The organism is Roseovarius atlanticus (genome assembly GCF_001441615.1).
In the GTDB taxonomy this organism is placed as follows: Bacteria; Pseudomonadota; Alphaproteobacteria; order Rhodobacterales; family Rhodobacteraceae; genus Roseovarius; species Roseovarius atlanticus.
In genome coordinates, this window is sequence record NZ_LAXJ01000005.1 from 71386 (window position 1) to 88300 (window position 16915).

The following is a 16915-nucleotide window of genomic DNA, read 5'->3' on the forward strand; positions in this document are numbered from 1 at the left end:
CCGTTTCCATATATCCCGTTGGCCAAACAGGAGCATGGGCATGACCAACTACCTCGACTTTGAAAAGTCCCTGGCGGAAATCGAAGGCAAGGCCGAAGAGCTGCGAGCGATGGCGCGGACGACCGAGGGGATGGATGTCGAGGAGGAAGCCGGGGCGCTGGACCGCAAGGCGGCCACCATGCTGACCGACCTTTACAAGGACCTGACGCCGTGGCGGAAATGCCAGGTTGCGCGGCATCCGAACCGGCCCCATTGCAAGGACTATATCGAAGCGCTGTTCGAGGAATACACGCCGCTGGCTGGCGACCGGAACTTTGCCGACGACCAGGCGGTGATGGGCGGTCTGGCGCGGTTCGGTGACACGCCTGTGGTGGTGATCGGCCACGAGAAGGGCAACGATACCAAGTCCCGGATCGAGCGCAATTTCGGCATGGCGCGGCCCGAAGGCTATCGCAAGGCGATCCGGCTGATGGACATGGCGGACCGGTTCAACCTGCCTGTGATCACGCTGGTCGACACGCCCGGCGCCTATCCCGGCAAGGGCGCCGAGGAACGCGGGCAGAGCGAGGCGATTGCCCGCTCGACCGAGATGTGCCTGAAGGCCGGTGTGCCTCTGGTCAGCGTGATCATCGGCGAAGGCGGATCGGGCGGCGCGGTGGCGTTCGCCTCGGCCAACCGCGTGGCCATGCTGGAACATTCCGTCTATTCGGTGATCAGCCCCGAGGGCTGTGCCAGCATCCTGTGGAAGGATTCCGAGAAGATGCGCGAGGCTGCTGAGGCGCTGCGGCTGACCGCGCAGGACCTGATGAAGCTGCGGGTGATCGACCGGGTGATCGACGAGCCCAAGGGCGGCGCGCACCGCGATCCCACGGGGGCGATGGCGTCGGTGGGTGATGCGATCCGCGCCATGCTGGACGGTTTGAAGGATCTGTCACGCGAGGAGCTGGTGCGCGACCGGCGCGAGAAATTCCTTAAGATGGGCGCGACCGGGCTGGCCGCCTAAAGCGTGACGCCCAGCCGTATGATGGCCCACGCCGCGCCGGCGATATGGGCCAGCGTGATCAGTACCGAGAAGACGTGAAGCAGCTTGAAGCGCTTGGTGTGACCGGCGTCAGTTGCGGCGTTGATCCGGGGCATCAGGGACTGGCGCGCGTAAAGCGTGGTCAGCGCGATAACGACGAGTATCACTGTGGACAAAAGGTCGGAGAAGGCGGCGCAGACTGCGGCAAGAGCCGCCGTGCCCAGCACGAACAGGTAGAAATGCGGAAAGGCGCGGCGGATCAGTGGGCGCGCCGTCTCTTCCGGCAGGGCGCGCAGCACGAAGGCCGCGAAACCGAAGGCATAAAGCGTCATCCCGCCGAAGAGCAGCGCGGTCAGAAGCAGGGCGAGGATATTCATGTCGTGGCCTCTGGTTTGCGGGCGGCGCCGATATAAATCACCCGCTTGAACGGCAGCACGCCGAAGGTGAAGTCCAGCCGCCGGGTCAGGCCGGTGGGGCCGAGACCGGCCATCTTGCCGGGGGTCAGGCCGGCCTGTTGCAATCCGTCCGTCAGTTCGGCGGGTTTGATGAACATCGCCGGATCGTGGGTGCCTTTGGGCAAGAGGCCAAGGATATCCTCGGCCACGGTGATGGTGGCCAGCCGGGCGACCATATTGCGGTTGATCGTGTCGTAGAGGAACAGCCCGCCGGGTTTCAGGACGCGGGCGACCTCTTGCAGGACCTGCCCCAGATCCGAGACATGCTCCAGCACATCGACGCAGACGACAGCGTCGAATGCCGCATCGTCATAGGGCAGAGCCTCGCCCACGCCGGTGTCGTAGCGGATGTCGAGGCCGGATTGCGCAGCATGGGACCGGGCCGCGGCGATGGCCTCTTTCGCGGGGTCGATGCCGGTCACATGCGCGCCGCGCTGCGCTATGGCCTCGGCCATGAAACCGCCCGCGCACCCCAGGTCGAGCACGCTTTTGCCCGCCCAATCGATGTGCCGGTCGAAGAATTTCAGGCGGGCGGGCACGAGGTTTTTCAGCGTGCGCACCCAGCGCAGATCGTCCGACCACCATTGCGCGGCGGCGGCGTCGTAGATCTCTTGCTTGTTGCGGGTTCGGTCGTTCATGGGCCGGAGATAGGCCGGAGGGCGCAGGCATCCAGAGGCGTCGTCAGGCCAGCAGCATCTTCAGCCCCTGCGTCACGTCCGAGCGGACGGCAAGGCGCAGGCCCGGCTCGTCGCCGGCCTTGAGCGCCGAGATGATCAGGCGGTGATAGCGCGGCGGCTCTTTCTGTTGCAGCTTGCCGTAGAGCGCCCGCATCGTGGGGCCCAGTTGCAGCCAGACGGTTTCGGCCATCGCCAGCATCGCGGGCGCCTGGGCGCGCAGGTATAGCGTGCGGTGGAATTCGAGGTTCGAGCGGATGTACCCGACCGCGTCCTGGTGGGCGATGTGATCGGTGATCCGAGCGTTGATGGATTGCAGCCGGTCGATCAGGGCCATGTGGGCGCGGGGCAGGGCGCGGCTGGCCAGCTCGACCTCGATCAGGGCGCGCAGGGCGGCCAGTTCCTCGATCCTTTCATTGCCAAGCTCGGGCGCGGCCAGGCGGCCCGAGCTGCTGACCGTCAGGGCGCCTTCGGCGGAGAGACGGCGCACGGCCTCGCGGGCGGGGGTCATGGAAACGTTGTACTCGGCGCCGACGCCGCGCAGGGTCAGGGCCTGGCCGGGGCGTAGTTCGCCATGCATGATGCGGCTGCGTAGGCCGCGATAGACGCGGTCATGGGCCGACCCGGTCGGGGCGGTGCCGGGGGCGGGGACAAGCCCGGCTTCGGAACGCGGCGGAAAGTTCATGGCGCATTTGTGATCACGGATTGGCCCGCGGTCAATCCCGTTGCATCACTCGAAGCGATAGCGGTGAAGTTCCGCGCCGTTTTCCCGCAGCCAGCGGCGCGGCGTGTCGTAATCAGGGCAAAGCCGTTCGACGATGGTCCAGAAGGCGTGGGAATGGTTCATCTCGACAAGATGCGCAACCTCGTGCGCGGCGACGTAGTCGAGCACCTCGCGCGGGGCGAGGATCAGCCGCCAGGAATACATGAGGCCGGCATCATGGGTGCAAGACCCCCAGCGCGAGCGCGTGTCGCGCAAGGTCAGGCGGGCATATTCGCGGCCAACGGCCTGCGCGTAGTAGTCCGAGGCGGCGGCGAGGTGATCGCGAGCGCGGGTTTTCAACCAAGCCTGTACCCGCCGGGGCGCGGTTTCGGGCGGGCCGGGCACGGCTAGCGTGTCGTCTGCAAGCTGAATCCGCCGGCCCGAACCGGGCAAGAGACGGCGCAGGCGCCCCTCGACGGGCAGATCCGAGCCGATTCGCACCTCGGTCATGTCGGGCTGACGTGAAAGCTGCGCCCGCAGCCAGGCGGCCTTTTCGTTGGCGAAGTCCAGCGCCGTGCGTTCGGCGACGCCGGGGGGCATGGTCAGCGTCACGCGCCCGTCAACGCCCGACACCCTAAGCGAAATCCGCCGCGCCCGCGCCGAGCGGCGCAGGATTACTTCGACCGGGGGGTTGCCGGGCAGAACATGATGCCCCATATGCCGCTCACCTCTTGCAGCGCCGTACCGCGCTTTATGCCTTTGACACCTGATACGTCTTATGGCAGGGGACGTCGAACGCCTGCAAGTCCACAGACACCGAAGGGGATAAGGATGCCCAAGGAAGAATGGGGTGTGAAGCGCGTCTGCCCGACGACGGGCAAACGGTTTTACGACCTGAACAAAGACCCGATCGTCAGCCCCTACACGGGCGAGGTTGTCGAGATGCATTCCGGCAAGAGCCGGTCGATCACCGCGGATGCGGAAGATGCCGAGACCAAGAAGATGAAGGGCAACGAGGTCGACGATGAAATCATCGACGACGATGATGATGACGTCGATGTCGACCTGGGCGACGATGTTCTGGAAGACGACGACGATGACGACAACGTGTCGCTGGACGATATCGCGGACGTCGCGTCGGAAGACGACGAGAGCTGAACCAAGTTGTGAGAGGGCGGGATTTTCCACTTGATCCCGCCTGCCGCTTTACCTAGAAGGCGGCAAATGAAGGCTCGGAGACGGGCCGTCGGTTCGGGGCCTTAGCTCAGCTGGGAGAGCGCCTGCATGGCATGCAGGAGGTCAGCGGTTCGATCCCGCTAGGCTCCACCAAATTTCCGAACTCATAAGATTCATAGCCTTATCACACGGCAGCATGGGTGCCGGGTTTTTGTATGGGCAGGTCATGGCCTTGCCGTTGCCGGGGAGACTGCCGGAGAGTCGGGTTTGACCGGGCGGCTTCCAGCAGAGATTCGTCGCAGGATATCACGCGTTTTCGACGCCTGAAATTGAGGCTGGGTCGCGCCGGAAACTACCTAGGCGCGACTGCGAATCTGCTTTTGGGTGATTCCGTAACCCATTGCCATGAATTTGAATTTTCGCGCTTGACACGCTTAAATTGAAAAATGCTTTACACAAATCTGCTTTGACGCGTAGCATTGGCGCAAACGCATTTTTATTCTGTTTTGTACTGTAGATGGTCGCCTTGGGTTCCATCCAAAATTGATAGTCAGGGAGTCATTCGTATGGCAAAAAAACCAGCTTCTGACGATAAATCCGACACCTCCGGACGCGGTAAGAAAACACCCGCTGGCGAGGGTGCGGCCGGTCCGTCCCCGGAGGTTCAGCTTGTCTGGGCGCGGATCATATCTCGAGCTGCGTCGGACAGTGATTTCGCATCCGTGCTGCGTGACAATCTTGGCGAGGCGTTCGCGGCGTTCGGAGTTTCGGACATCAGCGGCATCGACCCCGAGGACGACCTGATCCCCACCTATTCGGACGCGCTTGAGATGATCGACGCGGCCACCAAGCCGCCCGCATCAGGCGAGGGCGTGATGCCGGGGCAGGACGCGGTCAACCAGGGCAGTGGCGGGATGACCGCCGGGTCCGGGGCCTGCCAGGCTTGCGCGGTGACGCAAGGCTGCGTGGCCAGCGGTTTTTGCGGGGCCTGTTTTGCGTCGGGGCAACCGCAGGCTGGCGGCGGCAGCGCCAATGCGCCGACCGGGTCCGAGGACCAGGACCAAAAGCCGGCAGAGCCCGGCGACGACACCAACCAAGAGGCGCCGGCAGCGACGACAATTGCAACAACAGCTTTTACGACGGGATATACCATGCAGACTTCAGGAACTTCTTCGACACTTTCCGGCGATTGCGTTGGCTCGATCGGAACGGCCGGCTCTCTTGGTTCGGTTGGAGGCACGGCAGGGACCTTCGCGACCGCCGGAACCTACGGCAGCGCCGGGGCGCAGGCGCCTTGCGAGGCGACCAATGCGTCGCAGGCCTCGATCAAGCCAACGGTTGCGACGATCCGGCAATGCGAGATGACCCAGGCCAGCATCAAGCCGACCGAATTGACGACGGCGACGCGGCTGACTCAACAATGCCTGACCACGCCGGTACCGACGACCGCGACGCAGGTGACCACGGGATCGCAGGTCACCAGCGGGCCGCAAGCAACATCCGGTAGCGTACTGACGAACCCCGGCCCGATATCGACCCGGCTGTCGGGTGGCTCTTACGCGGCGCCGATGTCGGGCGATTGCTGGGGCTCCGCCGGAACCTTCGGCAGTGCCGGGACATTTGGCGGCTGCGCGGGGTCCATCGGATCGGCCGGGACATATGGCAGCGGCGGATCGTCGGACTTGCACGTCAACATGAAGACGGCCGATTTCTGCCTGACGCCCTGCGTGCAGACGACGGCGTCGATGGTGACCAGCGCGACCTTGCAGAAGCCTGCGATGAACGCCACGGCCCGCGCGCCGGTGTCCGGCGATTGTGTGGGCTCGGTCGGATCGGCCGGGTCGCTGGGCACCGTGGGCGGCACCGCCGGAACCTTCGCTTGCGCAGGCACCTATGGCTGTGCCGGGGCGCATTTGCAGATGAAGACGGCGCATATGCCGCAGGCGATGCAGTGCCAGACCGCCACTCAGGCCACCCAGGCGACGCAGGCAACCAACGCCATGTCGTCGACGCGTCTTTCCGGCGCGTCACTGGGTAGCTTCGCGACCTATTGCGGCTGTGTCGGCAACGACGGCGGCGCAGGCATGACGGGTGATCCCCTGAGCGGTGATTGCTGGGGCTCGGCGGGCACGTTCGGCAGCGCCGGCACCTTTGGTGGCTGCGCGGGATCGGTGGGTTCGGCCGGAACATACGGCAGCGGATCGAGCGAGTTGCAATCGCTTCAGGTGCAGCGGCCCGGCGCGGCCATGTCCGCCACGCGCATGATGCCGGTCAACATGGCCGAGCGTATGCCCAGCATGGGCTATGGCTACGGCTGGTGACGTGCGGATGCGGTTGCGGCCACGGCCGGCCGCGACCGCGACGACACGCCTTGATGTTCCTGACCGGACAGCGGCCCTGAAGGAGGTGCGCCATGATTGCCCGACCCGTGTTGCGAGAGGATTTCGCCGTTTACCTTTTGCATGGCGAAGGCAATATCCTGTTGTCGGACTCCGAGAGTTTCGCGCTTGAGGGCGGTGTCATATCACCCGTCCTGTCCTTGATCGACGGTCGGCGCACGCGGACCGAGATCGTGGCCAGCCTCGCCGGTCAGATCGCGCCCGAGGAGGTTTCGCAGACGCTGGATTACCTGGCGCAGATGGGCCATGTGCGAGAGGCCGACGCCGACGCCGCGCCGGACGAGGCGCTGTTCTGGTCCAGCGTCGGGATCGACACCCGCATCGCGCGTGACAGGGCCGCGGCCTTTCCGATCCAGGTTGTCACGCTGGGTGAAACCGATCCCGCGGCGGTGACGACATGGCTTGGCTCGATGGGGTTGCAGGTGGCGTCCGAGGGCACGGACGGTGCGGTGGGACTAGTGCTTGCGGATGATTATCTCGATCCGCGGCTGGCAGAGTGGAATGGATATTTCCACGCGCAGGGCAAACCGTGGCTTCTGGTGCGGCCCGCCGGGCTGAAGCCGTTGGTGGGGCCGCTTTTCGTGCCGGGCGCGACCGGCTGTTGGGAGTGCCTGCGCACGCGGCTTGCCGAGAACCGGGAGGTCGAGCTGATGCTGTCGCGGCGGCTGGGGATCGCGGGCCCGCCGGACAGGCCGGTGTCGCGGCCGCAGGCCTTTGTCGCGCAGGCGCTGAGCGCGGCGGCGGTGCAACTGGCGCGGTTAGTGCAGTCGGGCCGCAACACCGACCTGGAAGGGCGGATTCAGGAGCTTGACCCGATGGCCCTGTCGCGGCGGCAGCACCCGCTGCTGGCCCGGCCGCAATGCCGCTGTTGCGGCGACCCCGAAATTGGCCGGATCGGCGGCGCGCCGACCGAATTTCGCGCGTTCCGGTCGGTCAAGGGGGTCGAGAACGGCGAGCGCAGCGCCAGTGCCGCGCAGACGCTGGCCCGCTACAGCCCGCTGATCAGCCCGCTGACCGGGATCGTCAAGGAACTGATCCCCAGCCAGTGGAACGGGCAGACGCCGCTGCGGTCCTACAGCGCCGGCAACAACCTTGCGGTGGCGCCGATGGCCCTGATGGGGCTGAAGCAGAACCTGCGCAGCTATTCTTCGGGCAAGGGGCGCACGGACCAGCAGGCGCGGACATCGGCCCTTTGCGAGGCGCTGGAGCGTTACAGCGGCAAGTATCGCGGCGAGGAGGTCATTCTGCGCGGCACGTTGCGGCAGTTTGGCGATGCCGGCATCCACCCCAATGACCTGATGCTGTACTCGGAACGGCAGTACCGCGAGCGCGACGCGTGGAACGCCCGTGGCAGCCAGTTCCAGGTGGTGCCCTACTGGCTGGAAGACACCGAGGTCACCGACTGGACGCCGGTCTGGTCGCATACCGAGAAGCGCATCAAGTATCTGCCCGCCAGCCTGATGTTCTACAGCTACCCGGTGGAAGGCGCGCGGTTCACCAGCTGGGCCGACAGCAATGGCTGCGCGGCGGGCGCGTCCTATGAGGATGCGGTGCTGCAGGGTCTGTTCGAACTGGTCGAGCGCGACAGCGTCGCGGTCTGGTGGTACAACCGGGTGCCGCGGCCGCAGGTCGACCTGGCGGCGATGGATGATCCGTTCATCGCCGAGATGCAGGACTGGTTCGCCCGGATCGGGCGCGAGTTCTGGGTGCTGGATCTGACAACCGACCTGGGCATTCCGTCCTATGTCTGCCTGAACCGGCGCACTTATGGGCCGACCGAGGATATTGTCATGGGGTTCGGCGCGCATCTGGATGCGCGGACGGGAATTCTGCGGGCGATCACCGAGATGAACCAGTTCATGCCCGCGGTTCTCGACGTGGCCGAGGATGGCACCACGCGCTATGCGTTCGACGATCCCGAATGCCTGCACTGGTGGCATACCGCCACCTACGAGAACCAGCCCTACATTCAGCCCAAGGGGCAGGCCGTGTTCGATCCTGGCGCGCAGGCAGACCGCACGGGCGGGACGATATCGGACCTGCTGGCCGAGGCGATCGGCGCGATCGAAAGGGCCGGACACGAGCTTTTGATTCTGGACCAGACCCGTGCCGATGTGGGCCTGCCGGTGGTCAAGGTCATGGCGCCGGGCCTACGGCATTTCTGGGCGCGGTATGCGCCGGGTCGGCTTTACGACGTGCCGGTCAGGATGGGGGATCTGAAGGCGCCGCTGGACGAGGCCGCGCTGAACCCCATCGCGATGTTCCTGTGAGGATGCCGCGATGTTCATGAGCCTTTGCCGACCGCCCGGACGCAATGCCGACCCGCAGTCCCCGGCCGACCCCACGGCGGTGCTGGACGAGGTTCTGGCCAGCATCGGAACGTCCGCGCCGAACACGGCGGTCGCGCTGGCGGACATGCTGCGCGCGCCGGTCGCCCGAAGCGCGGTCGATGCGTTGGTGCTGGAGGCCATGCAGGGCGACGAGCCGCTGGCCGCCGTGGTCGCCAGCCGCACGCTGGACACGTTGGCGGCGCACCGGATGCTGGCCTACGCCACCACCGAGGATGCGGGCGAGGCGCTGTTTCGGCTGATGCCGGTCGCGGCGGGGCCGGCGATTTCAGGCGCGGAGGCCGATCCCGATACGGTGTACCGCCTGTCGCGCTTCGCGCAGGTGCGGATGGACGATGACGGCATCTCGCCTGGGCGGTTGCCGGCGGAGGGCGGCCTGATCCTGGAAAGCCCGTTGTCGCGGTTTCGCTGCCATATCGCGACCGACGCGCGCAGCACCACCGCGATGCGCAGCCTTGCCCTGCTGGGTTCGGGCGCGGGGCTGGACGCGTTTCACCGGGCGCGGATCACCGAAGAGGAATGCAAGCCGATCCTGGCGATGCTTCTGGCGGCCGGATTGATCTGTCCGCTGGACGCCGAGGGGCTGAGCGCCGAGGACCGCGACCCGGTGCTGCGGCAATGGAGCGTGCATGATCTGGTCATGCATGTCCGGGCGCGTCTGGGGCGGCACGATCAGCCGATCGGCGGGGATTTCCGATTCAAGAACATCGTCGACCCGGTGCCCGCCATCCGCCCGGAGCCGGAGCACACGGCCCGCGTGCCCCTGCCCGTGCCGGACGAGGCGGCGATGGCGGCCACCGATCCCAGCCTGTCGCAAGTCATCGCGGCGCGCGCCTCGGTCCGACCGCAGTTGCGGCGGCATCTGACCTTGCAGGAGCTTGGCACCTTCCTGTGGCGCACGGCGCGGATCACCCGCAGCTTTGAAAGCGAGGCGGGAGACTTCACCGCGCGCCCCTACCCGTCGGGCGGGGGCAGCTATGAGCAGGACGTCTGGGTCACGGCGCGCGAAGTCGCGGGATTGCCGCCTGGTTTTTATTTTTACGCCGCCACCACTCACGAACTGTTGCAGGTCCGCCCGTGGAACGCCGAGTGCGAGGCGATGATCGGGCAGGCAAGCACTGCCATGGCCGGAACGACAGTGCCCGACGCGGTGCTGACGCTTGGGTCAAGGTTCCAGCGGGTCAGCTGGAAATACTCGGGCATGGCCTATGCCACGCAGCTGAAGAACGCCGGGGCGATCTACATGGCCTTCTACCTGGCCGCCACCGCGATGGGGCTGTCGCCTTGCGGTCTGGGCCTGGGCTCGATCGAGGTCTTCGCCCGGCTGACCGGCTGCCGGATGGAACGAGAGGGATCGGTCGGTGAGTTCGCGCTGAGCGGACCCCCGGCCTGAGAGCGAGGAGAGCGCCATGCCGCAGACCGGGTACCAGGAGTTCGACCTTTGGACGATGCGGGATTTCGACGTCCAGATGACGGCGGACGACCGGCGCAACACGGCCAGCGGCCTGCGCGACCTTCTGCGGGACTATTACGTGCACCTGCCGCAGAAGGTGGGCGCGATGGCGATCAACCCCGACCGCGAGCTGGAGCTTCTGGCCGATGACGCGCCGCTATACCTCAACAATCTTGAATTCCTGGACCGGCTGAATTCGGTCTTCACCAAGCTGCGCGACCGCCACACCGCGCTCCGCCTGCCCGACCCGCTGAACCGGATGATCGCCTTTCTGCCGGTGGTGCTGGAAAGCTGCTACGAGGGCGGGCGGCGCGTTCTGCTGGTCACCCGGATCGCGGGCGAGGTGCCGGACGACCAGCTGGAGGTGGGCGTCGAGGTCACGCACTGGAACGGCACGCCCGTGGCCCATCTGATCAACCAGTTTTCATGGAGCACGCCGGGGTCGAACCCCTATGCCCGCATCGCGCTGGCCCAGCGCAGCCTGACGCTGCGGGCGCTGGGATACATGCAGATGCCGCAGGAGGACTGGGTGACGCTGAGCTACATCTCGCTCAAGGGCGAGCGGCGGCATATCAGCCTGAACTGGCGCATCGCGCTGGCGCCCGACGGCGGCGGCGGGGCGGGCGGGCTTTTGTCGGGGGCGGCGATGACCACGCCCTTGGCGGCGATGGTGGGGCTTGATGAGGGCACCGAGATCATCAACACCGGCTTGAAGGACATCTTCGCAAAGCCCCGTCGCGCCAGTGTGATCCGCAAGCGTGAGGGGCGGCACGGCGGGTTGTTGTCGGAACCGCTGGACGGCTCGGCCGGTCTGGAGAACCTGATAAGCGCCTCGACGCTGACGCTGGATGACGGGCGGGCCTATGGGTATCTGCGGCTGTTCTCGTTCTCGGTGCCGGATGTGCGCGGCTTTGCCGAGGAAATGGCACAAGTGCTGCGCCAGATGCCGCCCGCGGGGCTGATCATCGACGTGCGCGGCAATCCCGGCGGGACCATTCCGGCGGGCGAGGCGCTGCTGCACATGATCACCGACCGGGCGATCGAGCCCACGCGCAACGTGTTTCGCGCCAGCCGCCCCTTGCGAACTATGTCGGGGGCGATCCCGTTTTTCGAACGCTGGCACCGCTCGCTGGAGATGGTCTACGAGACGGGCCAGGGGTTCTCGCAAGGGTTCGAGCTGTCGGACCCCGAGCATTACGCCGGGCTGGAACACAGCTATGGCGGGCCGGTCGTGGTGGTGATCGACGCTCTGAGCTATTCCACGACGGATTACTTCGTGGCCGGGTTCGAGGACAATCGCCTGGGTCATATCCTGGGGCTTGATCCGACGACCGGAGCGGGCGGCGCGAATGTCTGGAGCCTGTCGCAGATTTCGGGCTTTGCCGCCGAGGCCGGTCTGCCGCCCATTCCGCATCTGCCTGTGGGCATGGACTGTCGCGTGGCCGTGCGCCGCGCGTTGCGCGCCGGGCCGAACCGGGGGCTGCCGCTGGAGGGGTTGGGCGCGACGGCGACGCAGCGCTATTTCCCGACGCGCCGCGACGTGCTGGGCGTCAACGAGGATATGCTGATCGCGGCTGTGAACCTGTTGCAGCAGCCGCCGCCCTGACGCGGACGCAGCGCACGCGCGGATTTGCGGCACGGAACCTCGGGCCGAGCCTGCACGTTGATCGTGCAGGTCTGCATAGCTGGCAGGCCCAAGCCCGTGAAAGGATATTTCAATGTTTCTGCTGCAATCCGTCGCGATGGTCCTGGCCCGCCTTGGGGTGCGGCAACCCGTGCGGATCGCGCCCCGGCGGTTGAATGAAGGGTCAGAGCGCGGCGCTCCGCGATGACGGACGACGACCGAACCGCGCGATTCGCCCGGTTGGATCGTCTGGCCAACACTCTGGACAGCAAGTTCCGGATACCGGTGCTGGGCATCCCCGTCGGGTGGGACTCGATCCTGGGGCTGATCCCGGGGGTCGGCGACCTGATCACGCTTGGGCCCGGTGCGTGGATCGTCGTCGAGGGGCACCGGATGGGCGCGCGCAAACGTGTTCTGGGCCGCATGGCGCTGAATACCGGGATCGACACGGTCCTGGGCGGCATTCCCGTGATCGGGGACGCATTCGACCTTTTCTTCAAGTCCCACCGGCGTAACGTGGCGCTGCTGCGCCGCGAGTTGGCAGGCCCATCGGCACCCGAAGGGGATGCGCTTGAAATGATGCGGGGGTGAAACGTCCTCCGGCGCATCATGAAACAGACTTCGCGGATCAAGAACACGTTGTTTAAGCGAACCGATTTCCGATAGGCTTCACCTGTCAGGAGGGCGCATGGCAGAGCACGAGGACTTTCCAATCGTCGGAATCGGTGCATCCGCCGGGGGGCTGGAGGCCTACAAGCGATTCCTGAGCGCTTTGCCAGGCGATACCGGTGCCGCCTATATCCTGATCCAGCATTTGGACCCGAACCATCCCAGCATGATGGCGGATCTGCTGGCGCGACAAACCTCGATGACCGTGGTGCAGGCCCAGGATGACATGCTGCTGGCACCCAATACTGTTTACGTGATCCCGCCGGGCAAGTTCATCCGCCTGATCGACCGCAAGCTTTGCCTGGATGAGCCGGTCGAGCAGCGGGGTATGCGCATGGCGATCGACTATTTTTTCCGGTCGCTGGCCGAGGAGCGCGGGAAAAAGGCGATCGGTATCGTTTTGTCCGGCACGGGCAGCGACGGCACGCTGGGACTACGCGACATCAAAGCGGTCGGCGGCATGGTCATGGCACAGGACGCTGCCGGGGCCGAACATGATGGAATGCCACGCAGCGCCGCCGACACGGGACTTGTGGATTTCATCCTGCCGGTCGCCGAGATGCCGAAGCGTTTGAAACAGTTCTTCGATCACCCTTACCTGCGCGAAGAGACCGATACCGGCACGCCGCTGTCGGAACAGACGCCGGATGACTTTAGCGAGGTTCTGCGGCTTTTGCAGTCTCAGACAGACTACGACTTTCGAGACTACAAGCGTGGCACGATCGAGCGGCGGATCCAGCGGCGCATGGGGCTGGGGCAGTTCCGGGAATTGTCAGACTATGTTGTGTACCTGAACCAAACACCCGAGGAAGTGCATCGCCTGTTCCGCGACCTGCTGATCGGCGTGACCCGCTTTTTCCGCGAGCCCGAGGCGTGGGAGGCTTTGGCCGACAAGGTCATAGAGCCGATGCTGGACGGCAAAAAGAAGAAGGATACGATCCGGGCCTGGGTGCCCGGGTGTGCCAGCGGGGAAGAAGCCTATACGCTGGCGATGGTGATATGCGAACGGCTGGACCAGCGTCGTGCAGATTTTCCGGTGCAGGTGTTCGCCACGGACCTCAACTCGCGAGCCATCGAACTTGCGCGAAGCGGCCGCTACCCGACCGCCGCACTGTCCGATATTCCCCAGCGGATGCGCAAGGCCTTCGTGGCGGAAGAGGATGACACATTCCTGGTCAGCAAGCGGTTGCGCGAAACGGTTGTGTTTGCCCAGCAGAACGTGATCTCGGACCCGCCCTTTTCGCGCCTGGACGTCATCAGTTGCCGCAACGTGATGATCTATCTGGAGCCCGACGTGCAGCAGCGCATGATCGAGATGTTCCATTTCGCCCTGGCCGAGAACGGGCATCTTTTCCTGGGCAATTCCGAAAGCGCGGAGCGTCCGGGGCGCCTGTTCACGGCGGTCGACAAAAGCAACCGGATCTATCGCAAGGCGCTCACCGGCCGGGTGCGGCCCAGTAAGCTTCCGGTTGCGCCGAGCGGGTCGAATGACGGGCCGAAACTGCCGTCGCACACGCGCTCGTTCGCGCCGGTTGCCGAGACCGCGCGACGCCAGTTGATGGAGCGTTTCGTACCGCCTTGCGTCGTCGCGAATAAAAGCCTTGAGGTGCTGTATTTTCACGGAGCGGTGCGCGACTACCTGCAATTCCCTACCGGCGAGCCGACCAGCCGGCTGCCTGATATCGTGTTGCCCGAATTGCGAAGCAAGCTGCGCACGGTGCTGAACGCGATCCGGTCCGGCGGGGAAGGCGCGGAGTCGCTTGCGCTGAATGTGCCGCGCGGCGACGGCCAGATCAGCGTTCGGATTTCAGCCGAAGAGGTCGGCGGCAGCGATGGCGAGCCCAATTATCTTGTCCGCTTCGAGGATGCGTCGGAAAAGCGCGACAAGGAGGCCGAGGAAGAGGCCCGTGCCAAGGCGCGGGACGCGGCCGAGCCGGATGAGCGCGATGCTGTCGAGACGCTGGAATACGAGCTGCAATCGACGCGCGAAGACCTGCAATCGATCATCGAGGAGATGGAGACCTCGAACGAAGAGCTGAAGGCCTCGAACGAAGAGGTCATGAGCATGAACGAGGAACTTCAGTCCACCAACGAGGAACTGGAGACCTCGCGCGAGGAGCTGCAATCGCTCAACGAGGAGCTGTCGACGGTCAACAGCCAGCTCGAGGACAAGATCGAGGAGTTGGAACAGACCAACAATGACCTCAACAACCTACTGACCTCGATCGATATCGGGGTGATTTTCCTGGATACCGATCTGATGATCCGGCGCTTTACGCCGGCGATGAAGGACGTGATGCGTATCATTGATGGCGATATCGGGCGACCGGTCGAAGATATCGTGATGCGGATTCAGGACCCGAACCTGATAGACGACGCGCGCACCTGCCTTGAAAGACTGGTCGACCTGGAGGCCGAGATCAGTACCGACGACGGCAGGCACCGCATTCGCCGCCTGCGTCCCTACCGGACATCCGAGAACCTGATCAAGGGCGTTGTGGTGTCGTACACGGATGTCACCAACCTGCAAGAGGCCCGTGCCTCCGCCCGCCGTCGCGAGGCGCAGCAGGAGGCCGTGGCCGACCTGGGCCGGTTGGCGCTGTCGGGTGCCGAGCTTCAGGATGTTCTGGACCTGGCGGTGCGCGAGCTGTCGGAGCACATGAACGTGCGATTCACCAAGGTGCTTCAACTTGAGCCCGATGGCGGACGGCTGACGCTGCGCGCGGGCGTCGGCTGGACCGAGGCCACGGTGGGGGAATCGACTGTCGGCACGGGCATCGAAAGCCAAGCAGGCTATACGCTGCAACAGCGCAGCGCGGTGGTGGTCAAGGACTTCCGCGAGGAAAGGCGGTTCACAGCGCCGAGATTGCTGAAGGATCACCACATCCTGTGCGGTGCAAGCGTCATCATCGGACCGAACGACGCGCCGTGGGGCGTTCTGGGGGTGCATGAGAGCGACCCCGACCGCTGTGGTTTCGACGCCGACGACATCAACTTTCTTCAGGCGACATCGAATGTTCTGTGGCTGATGATCGCGCGCAGCCGGGCCATGGAAAATATCGAGGAAGAGCGCCGTCAGCTGCGCGACATGGCCGACAGCCTGCCGATCCTGTTCGCGGTGATCGATGCCGACCAACGGTATGAGTTCGTCAACAAAGCCTACGAGTTCTGGGGCCGGACGGCAGACGAGATCGAGGGAATGCGGGTTTCGGACCTGGTGAACCCGGAGGCGTACAAGCTAGTTGCGCCACATGTCGCCGGCGCGCTTCGCGGTGAAGAGCAGAACTTTGAAGTGACGATCGGCGCGGCGCCCACCGGCGAGAGACGCGACGTGCTGGTCAGTTATGCGCCGCGGCGTGATGGGTCGGGAGAGGTGACCGGGTTCTTTTCCGCCGCTCTGGATGTGACCGAGCGCAAACGGCTGGAGCGCGACCTGGCCGAACGGTTCGACCAGTATCGCACTCTGGGTGAATCCATCCCGTTCGGTGTATGGATCAACGATGCCGAGGGGACGCTGACCTATGTCAGCCCCGCTTTCCTGGATCTGGTCGGCAAGACCCTGGCGGAAGCCCAAACAGACGGCCTGATCGCATGTGTCGCCCCGGGTATGCGCGAGGAGGTCCGGGAGCTGTGGCAGGACACGCTGCGGACGGGAACTCCGTGGGAACGCGAGCTGGATATCATCGGCAAGGATGGCAAGACATATCATACCTTGGCCCTGGGGCGGCCCATACGCGACGCGTGGGGCAGGATAACATCCTGGGTCGGGCTGAACCTGGATATCACCGAGCGAAAGGCGGAAGCGCAAAGGCTGGCTGTCATCTCGGCCGAGCTGGATCACCGGGTGAAAAACATCCTGGCCACGGTTTCGACCATCACGCGGATGACCGGGCGTTCCTCGAAAACATTGGAGGAGTATCGCGATTCGCTTCAGTCCCGCATACGTGCGATGGCGGCGGCACACCGGCAGCTGGCGGATGCCAAATGGCAGGGCATGTCACTGCAACAGCTGGTCGAGACCGAGATCGACCCGTACCGCGCCAGTCGCGTCGAAGCGATCCATGTGGACGGTCCTTATGTCGAACTGCCGCCGAGCCTTGTGCAGACGCTGGCGCTGGGATTCCACGAACTGACAACCAATTCCAGCAAGTACGGGGCGCTTGCGAACGAGGACGGGCAGCTTGATATCAGATGGACGACCGAGGGTGGATTACAGATAGACTGGATCGAATCGGGCCTGTCGGGCGTTAAGACCCCAACCACGGGCGGGTTTGGCACCACACTGCTGACCCGCATCCTTGCGGCGCAAGGTGCAGACGTGACTATCGACTATCACGATACGGGTATTCATGTCAGGATATCCCTAGCGCATGTGGCGTAGAACTACGCCGGG

12 protein-coding genes and 1 tRNA gene are annotated in these 16915 nt (G+C 64.9%); 9 read left to right on the forward strand and 4 right to left on the reverse strand.

Annotation, left to right across the window (positions count from 1 at the left end; translation table 11 throughout):
• Positions 1–40: 40 nt before the first annotated feature.
• A complete protein-coding gene (locus XM53_RS06490) occupies positions 41–1003 on the forward strand; it encodes an acetyl-CoA carboxylase carboxyltransferase subunit alpha (protein ID WP_057791510.1) in 963 nt (320 codons plus the stop codon).
• Here the strand turns inward: XM53_RS06490 and XM53_RS06495 are convergent.
• From XM53_RS06495 to XM53_RS06510, 4 genes are read right to left on the reverse strand one after another with little or no spacing between them, the layout of a single operon-like run.
• A complete protein-coding gene (locus XM53_RS06495) occupies positions 1000–1398 on the reverse strand; it encodes a DUF4149 domain-containing protein (RefSeq protein WP_057791512.1) in 399 nt (132 codons plus the stop codon). The two genes, XM53_RS06490 and XM53_RS06495, sit on opposite strands and share 4 nt — an antisense overlap.
• Entirely contained in the window at positions 1395–2114 is a 720-nt protein-coding gene (gene ubiG, locus XM53_RS06500; RefSeq protein ID WP_057791514.1) for a bifunctional 2-polyprenyl-6-hydroxyphenol methylase/3-demethylubiquinol 3-O-methyltransferase UbiG, read from the reverse strand. The genes XM53_RS06495 and ubiG overlap by 4 nt, the downstream gene beginning before the upstream one ends.
• A 43-nt stretch (positions 2115–2157) precedes the next feature.
• Positions 2158–2835 carry a GntR family transcriptional regulator gene (locus XM53_RS06505; protein WP_057791516.1) on the reverse strand — a complete coding sequence of 226 codons (678 nt, stop codon included), beginning with the start codon at positions 2833–2835 and terminating at the stop codon, positions 2158–2160.
• 45 nt (positions 2836–2880) lie between these two features.
• The gene (locus XM53_RS06510; RefSeq protein WP_057791518.1) at positions 2881–3570 is read right to left on the reverse strand and encodes a M48 family metallopeptidase; all 690 of its coding nucleotides are present in this window, start codon (positions 3568–3570) and stop codon (positions 2881–2883) included.
• Positions 3571–3684: 114 nt separating this feature from the next.
• On the opposite strand from XM53_RS06510, the gene XM53_RS06515 reads away from it, so the two are divergent.
• The 8 genes from XM53_RS06515 (at position 3685) to XM53_RS06550 (ending at position 16903) form a co-directional block, all read left to right on the forward strand.
• Positions 3685–4011 (forward strand): TIGR02300 family protein, encoded by a 327-nt coding sequence (locus XM53_RS06515; protein WP_057791520.1) that lies wholly within the window; start codon positions 3685–3687, stop codon positions 4009–4011.
• Positions 4012–4106: 95 nt separating this feature from the next.
• A tRNA-Ala gene (locus XM53_RS06520) sits at positions 4107–4182 on the forward strand.
• Positions 4183–4595: 413 nt separating this feature from the next.
• Complete coding sequence (locus tag XM53_RS06525; protein ID WP_144435481.1) at positions 4596–6350, forward strand: hypothetical protein; 1755 nt, start codon at positions 4596–4598, stop codon at positions 6348–6350.
• A gap of 92 nt (positions 6351–6442) precedes the next feature.
• The gene (locus XM53_RS06530) at positions 6443–8698 is read left to right on the forward strand and encodes a TOMM precursor leader peptide-binding protein (RefSeq protein WP_057791524.1); all 2256 of its coding nucleotides are present in this window, start codon (positions 6443–6445) and stop codon (positions 8696–8698) included.
• A gap of 10 nt (positions 8699–8708) precedes the next feature.
• Positions 8709–10169, forward strand: a complete 1461-nt coding sequence (locus XM53_RS06535) for a SagB family peptide dehydrogenase (protein WP_057791526.1) — start codon at positions 8709–8711, stop codon at positions 10167–10169.
• A gap of 16 nt (positions 10170–10185) precedes the next feature.
• Complete coding sequence (locus XM53_RS06540) at positions 10186–11835, forward strand: S41 family peptidase (protein WP_057791527.1); 1650 nt, start codon at positions 10186–10188, stop codon at positions 11833–11835.
• Positions 11836–12057: 222 nt separating this feature from the next.
• Positions 12058–12444 (forward strand): DUF4112 domain-containing protein, encoded by a 387-nt coding sequence (locus XM53_RS06545; RefSeq protein ID WP_057791529.1) that lies wholly within the window; start codon positions 12058–12060, stop codon positions 12442–12444.
• A 97-nt stretch (positions 12445–12541) separates the two neighbouring features.
• The gene (locus XM53_RS06550) at positions 12542–16903 is read left to right on the forward strand and encodes a chemotaxis protein CheB (RefSeq protein WP_057791531.1); all 4362 of its coding nucleotides are present in this window, start codon (positions 12542–12544) and stop codon (positions 16901–16903) included.
• Positions 16904–16915 lie beyond the last annotated feature (12 nt).

Excerpts from the sequence above, each read along its gene's own strand:
- XM53_RS06525 (WP_144435481.1), top strand. The coding sequence starts at position 4,596 with ATGGCAAAAAAACCAGCTTCTGACGATAAATCCGACACCTCCGGACGC.
- XM53_RS06530 (WP_057791524.1), top strand. The coding sequence starts at position 6,443 with ATGATTGCCCGACCCGTGTTGCGAGAGGATTTCGCCGTTTACCTTTTG.
- XM53_RS06540 (WP_057791527.1), top strand. The coding sequence starts at position 10,186 with ATGCCGCAGACCGGGTACCAGGAGTTCGACCTTTGGACGATGCGGGAT.
- XM53_RS06495 (WP_057791512.1), bottom strand. The coding sequence starts at position 1,398 with ATGAATATCCTCGCCCTGCTTCTGACCGCGCTGCTCTTCGGCGGGATG.
- XM53_RS06505 (WP_057791516.1), bottom strand. The coding sequence starts at position 2,835 with ATGAACTTTCCGCCGCGTTCCGAAGCCGGGCTTGTCCCCGCCCCCGGC.
- XM53_RS06490 (WP_057791510.1), top strand. The coding sequence starts at position 41 with ATGACCAACTACCTCGACTTTGAAAAGTCCCTGGCGGAAATCGAAGGC.
- XM53_RS06545 (WP_057791529.1), top strand. The coding sequence starts at position 12,058 with ATGACGGACGACGACCGAACCGCGCGATTCGCCCGGTTGGATCGTCTG.
- XM53_RS06515 (WP_057791520.1), top strand. The coding sequence starts at position 3,685 with ATGCCCAAGGAAGAATGGGGTGTGAAGCGCGTCTGCCCGACGACGGGC.
- XM53_RS06535 (WP_057791526.1), top strand. The coding sequence starts at position 8,709 with ATGTTCATGAGCCTTTGCCGACCGCCCGGACGCAATGCCGACCCGCAG.
- XM53_RS06550 (WP_057791531.1), top strand. The coding sequence starts at position 12,542 with ATGGCAGAGCACGAGGACTTTCCAATCGTCGGAATCGGTGCATCCGCC.
- ubiG (WP_057791514.1), bottom strand. The coding sequence starts at position 2,114 with ATGAACGACCGAACCCGCAACAAGCAAGAGATCTACGACGCCGCCGCC.
- XM53_RS06510 (WP_057791518.1), bottom strand. The coding sequence starts at position 3,570 with ATGGGGCATCATGTTCTGCCCGGCAACCCCCCGGTCGAAGTAATCCTG.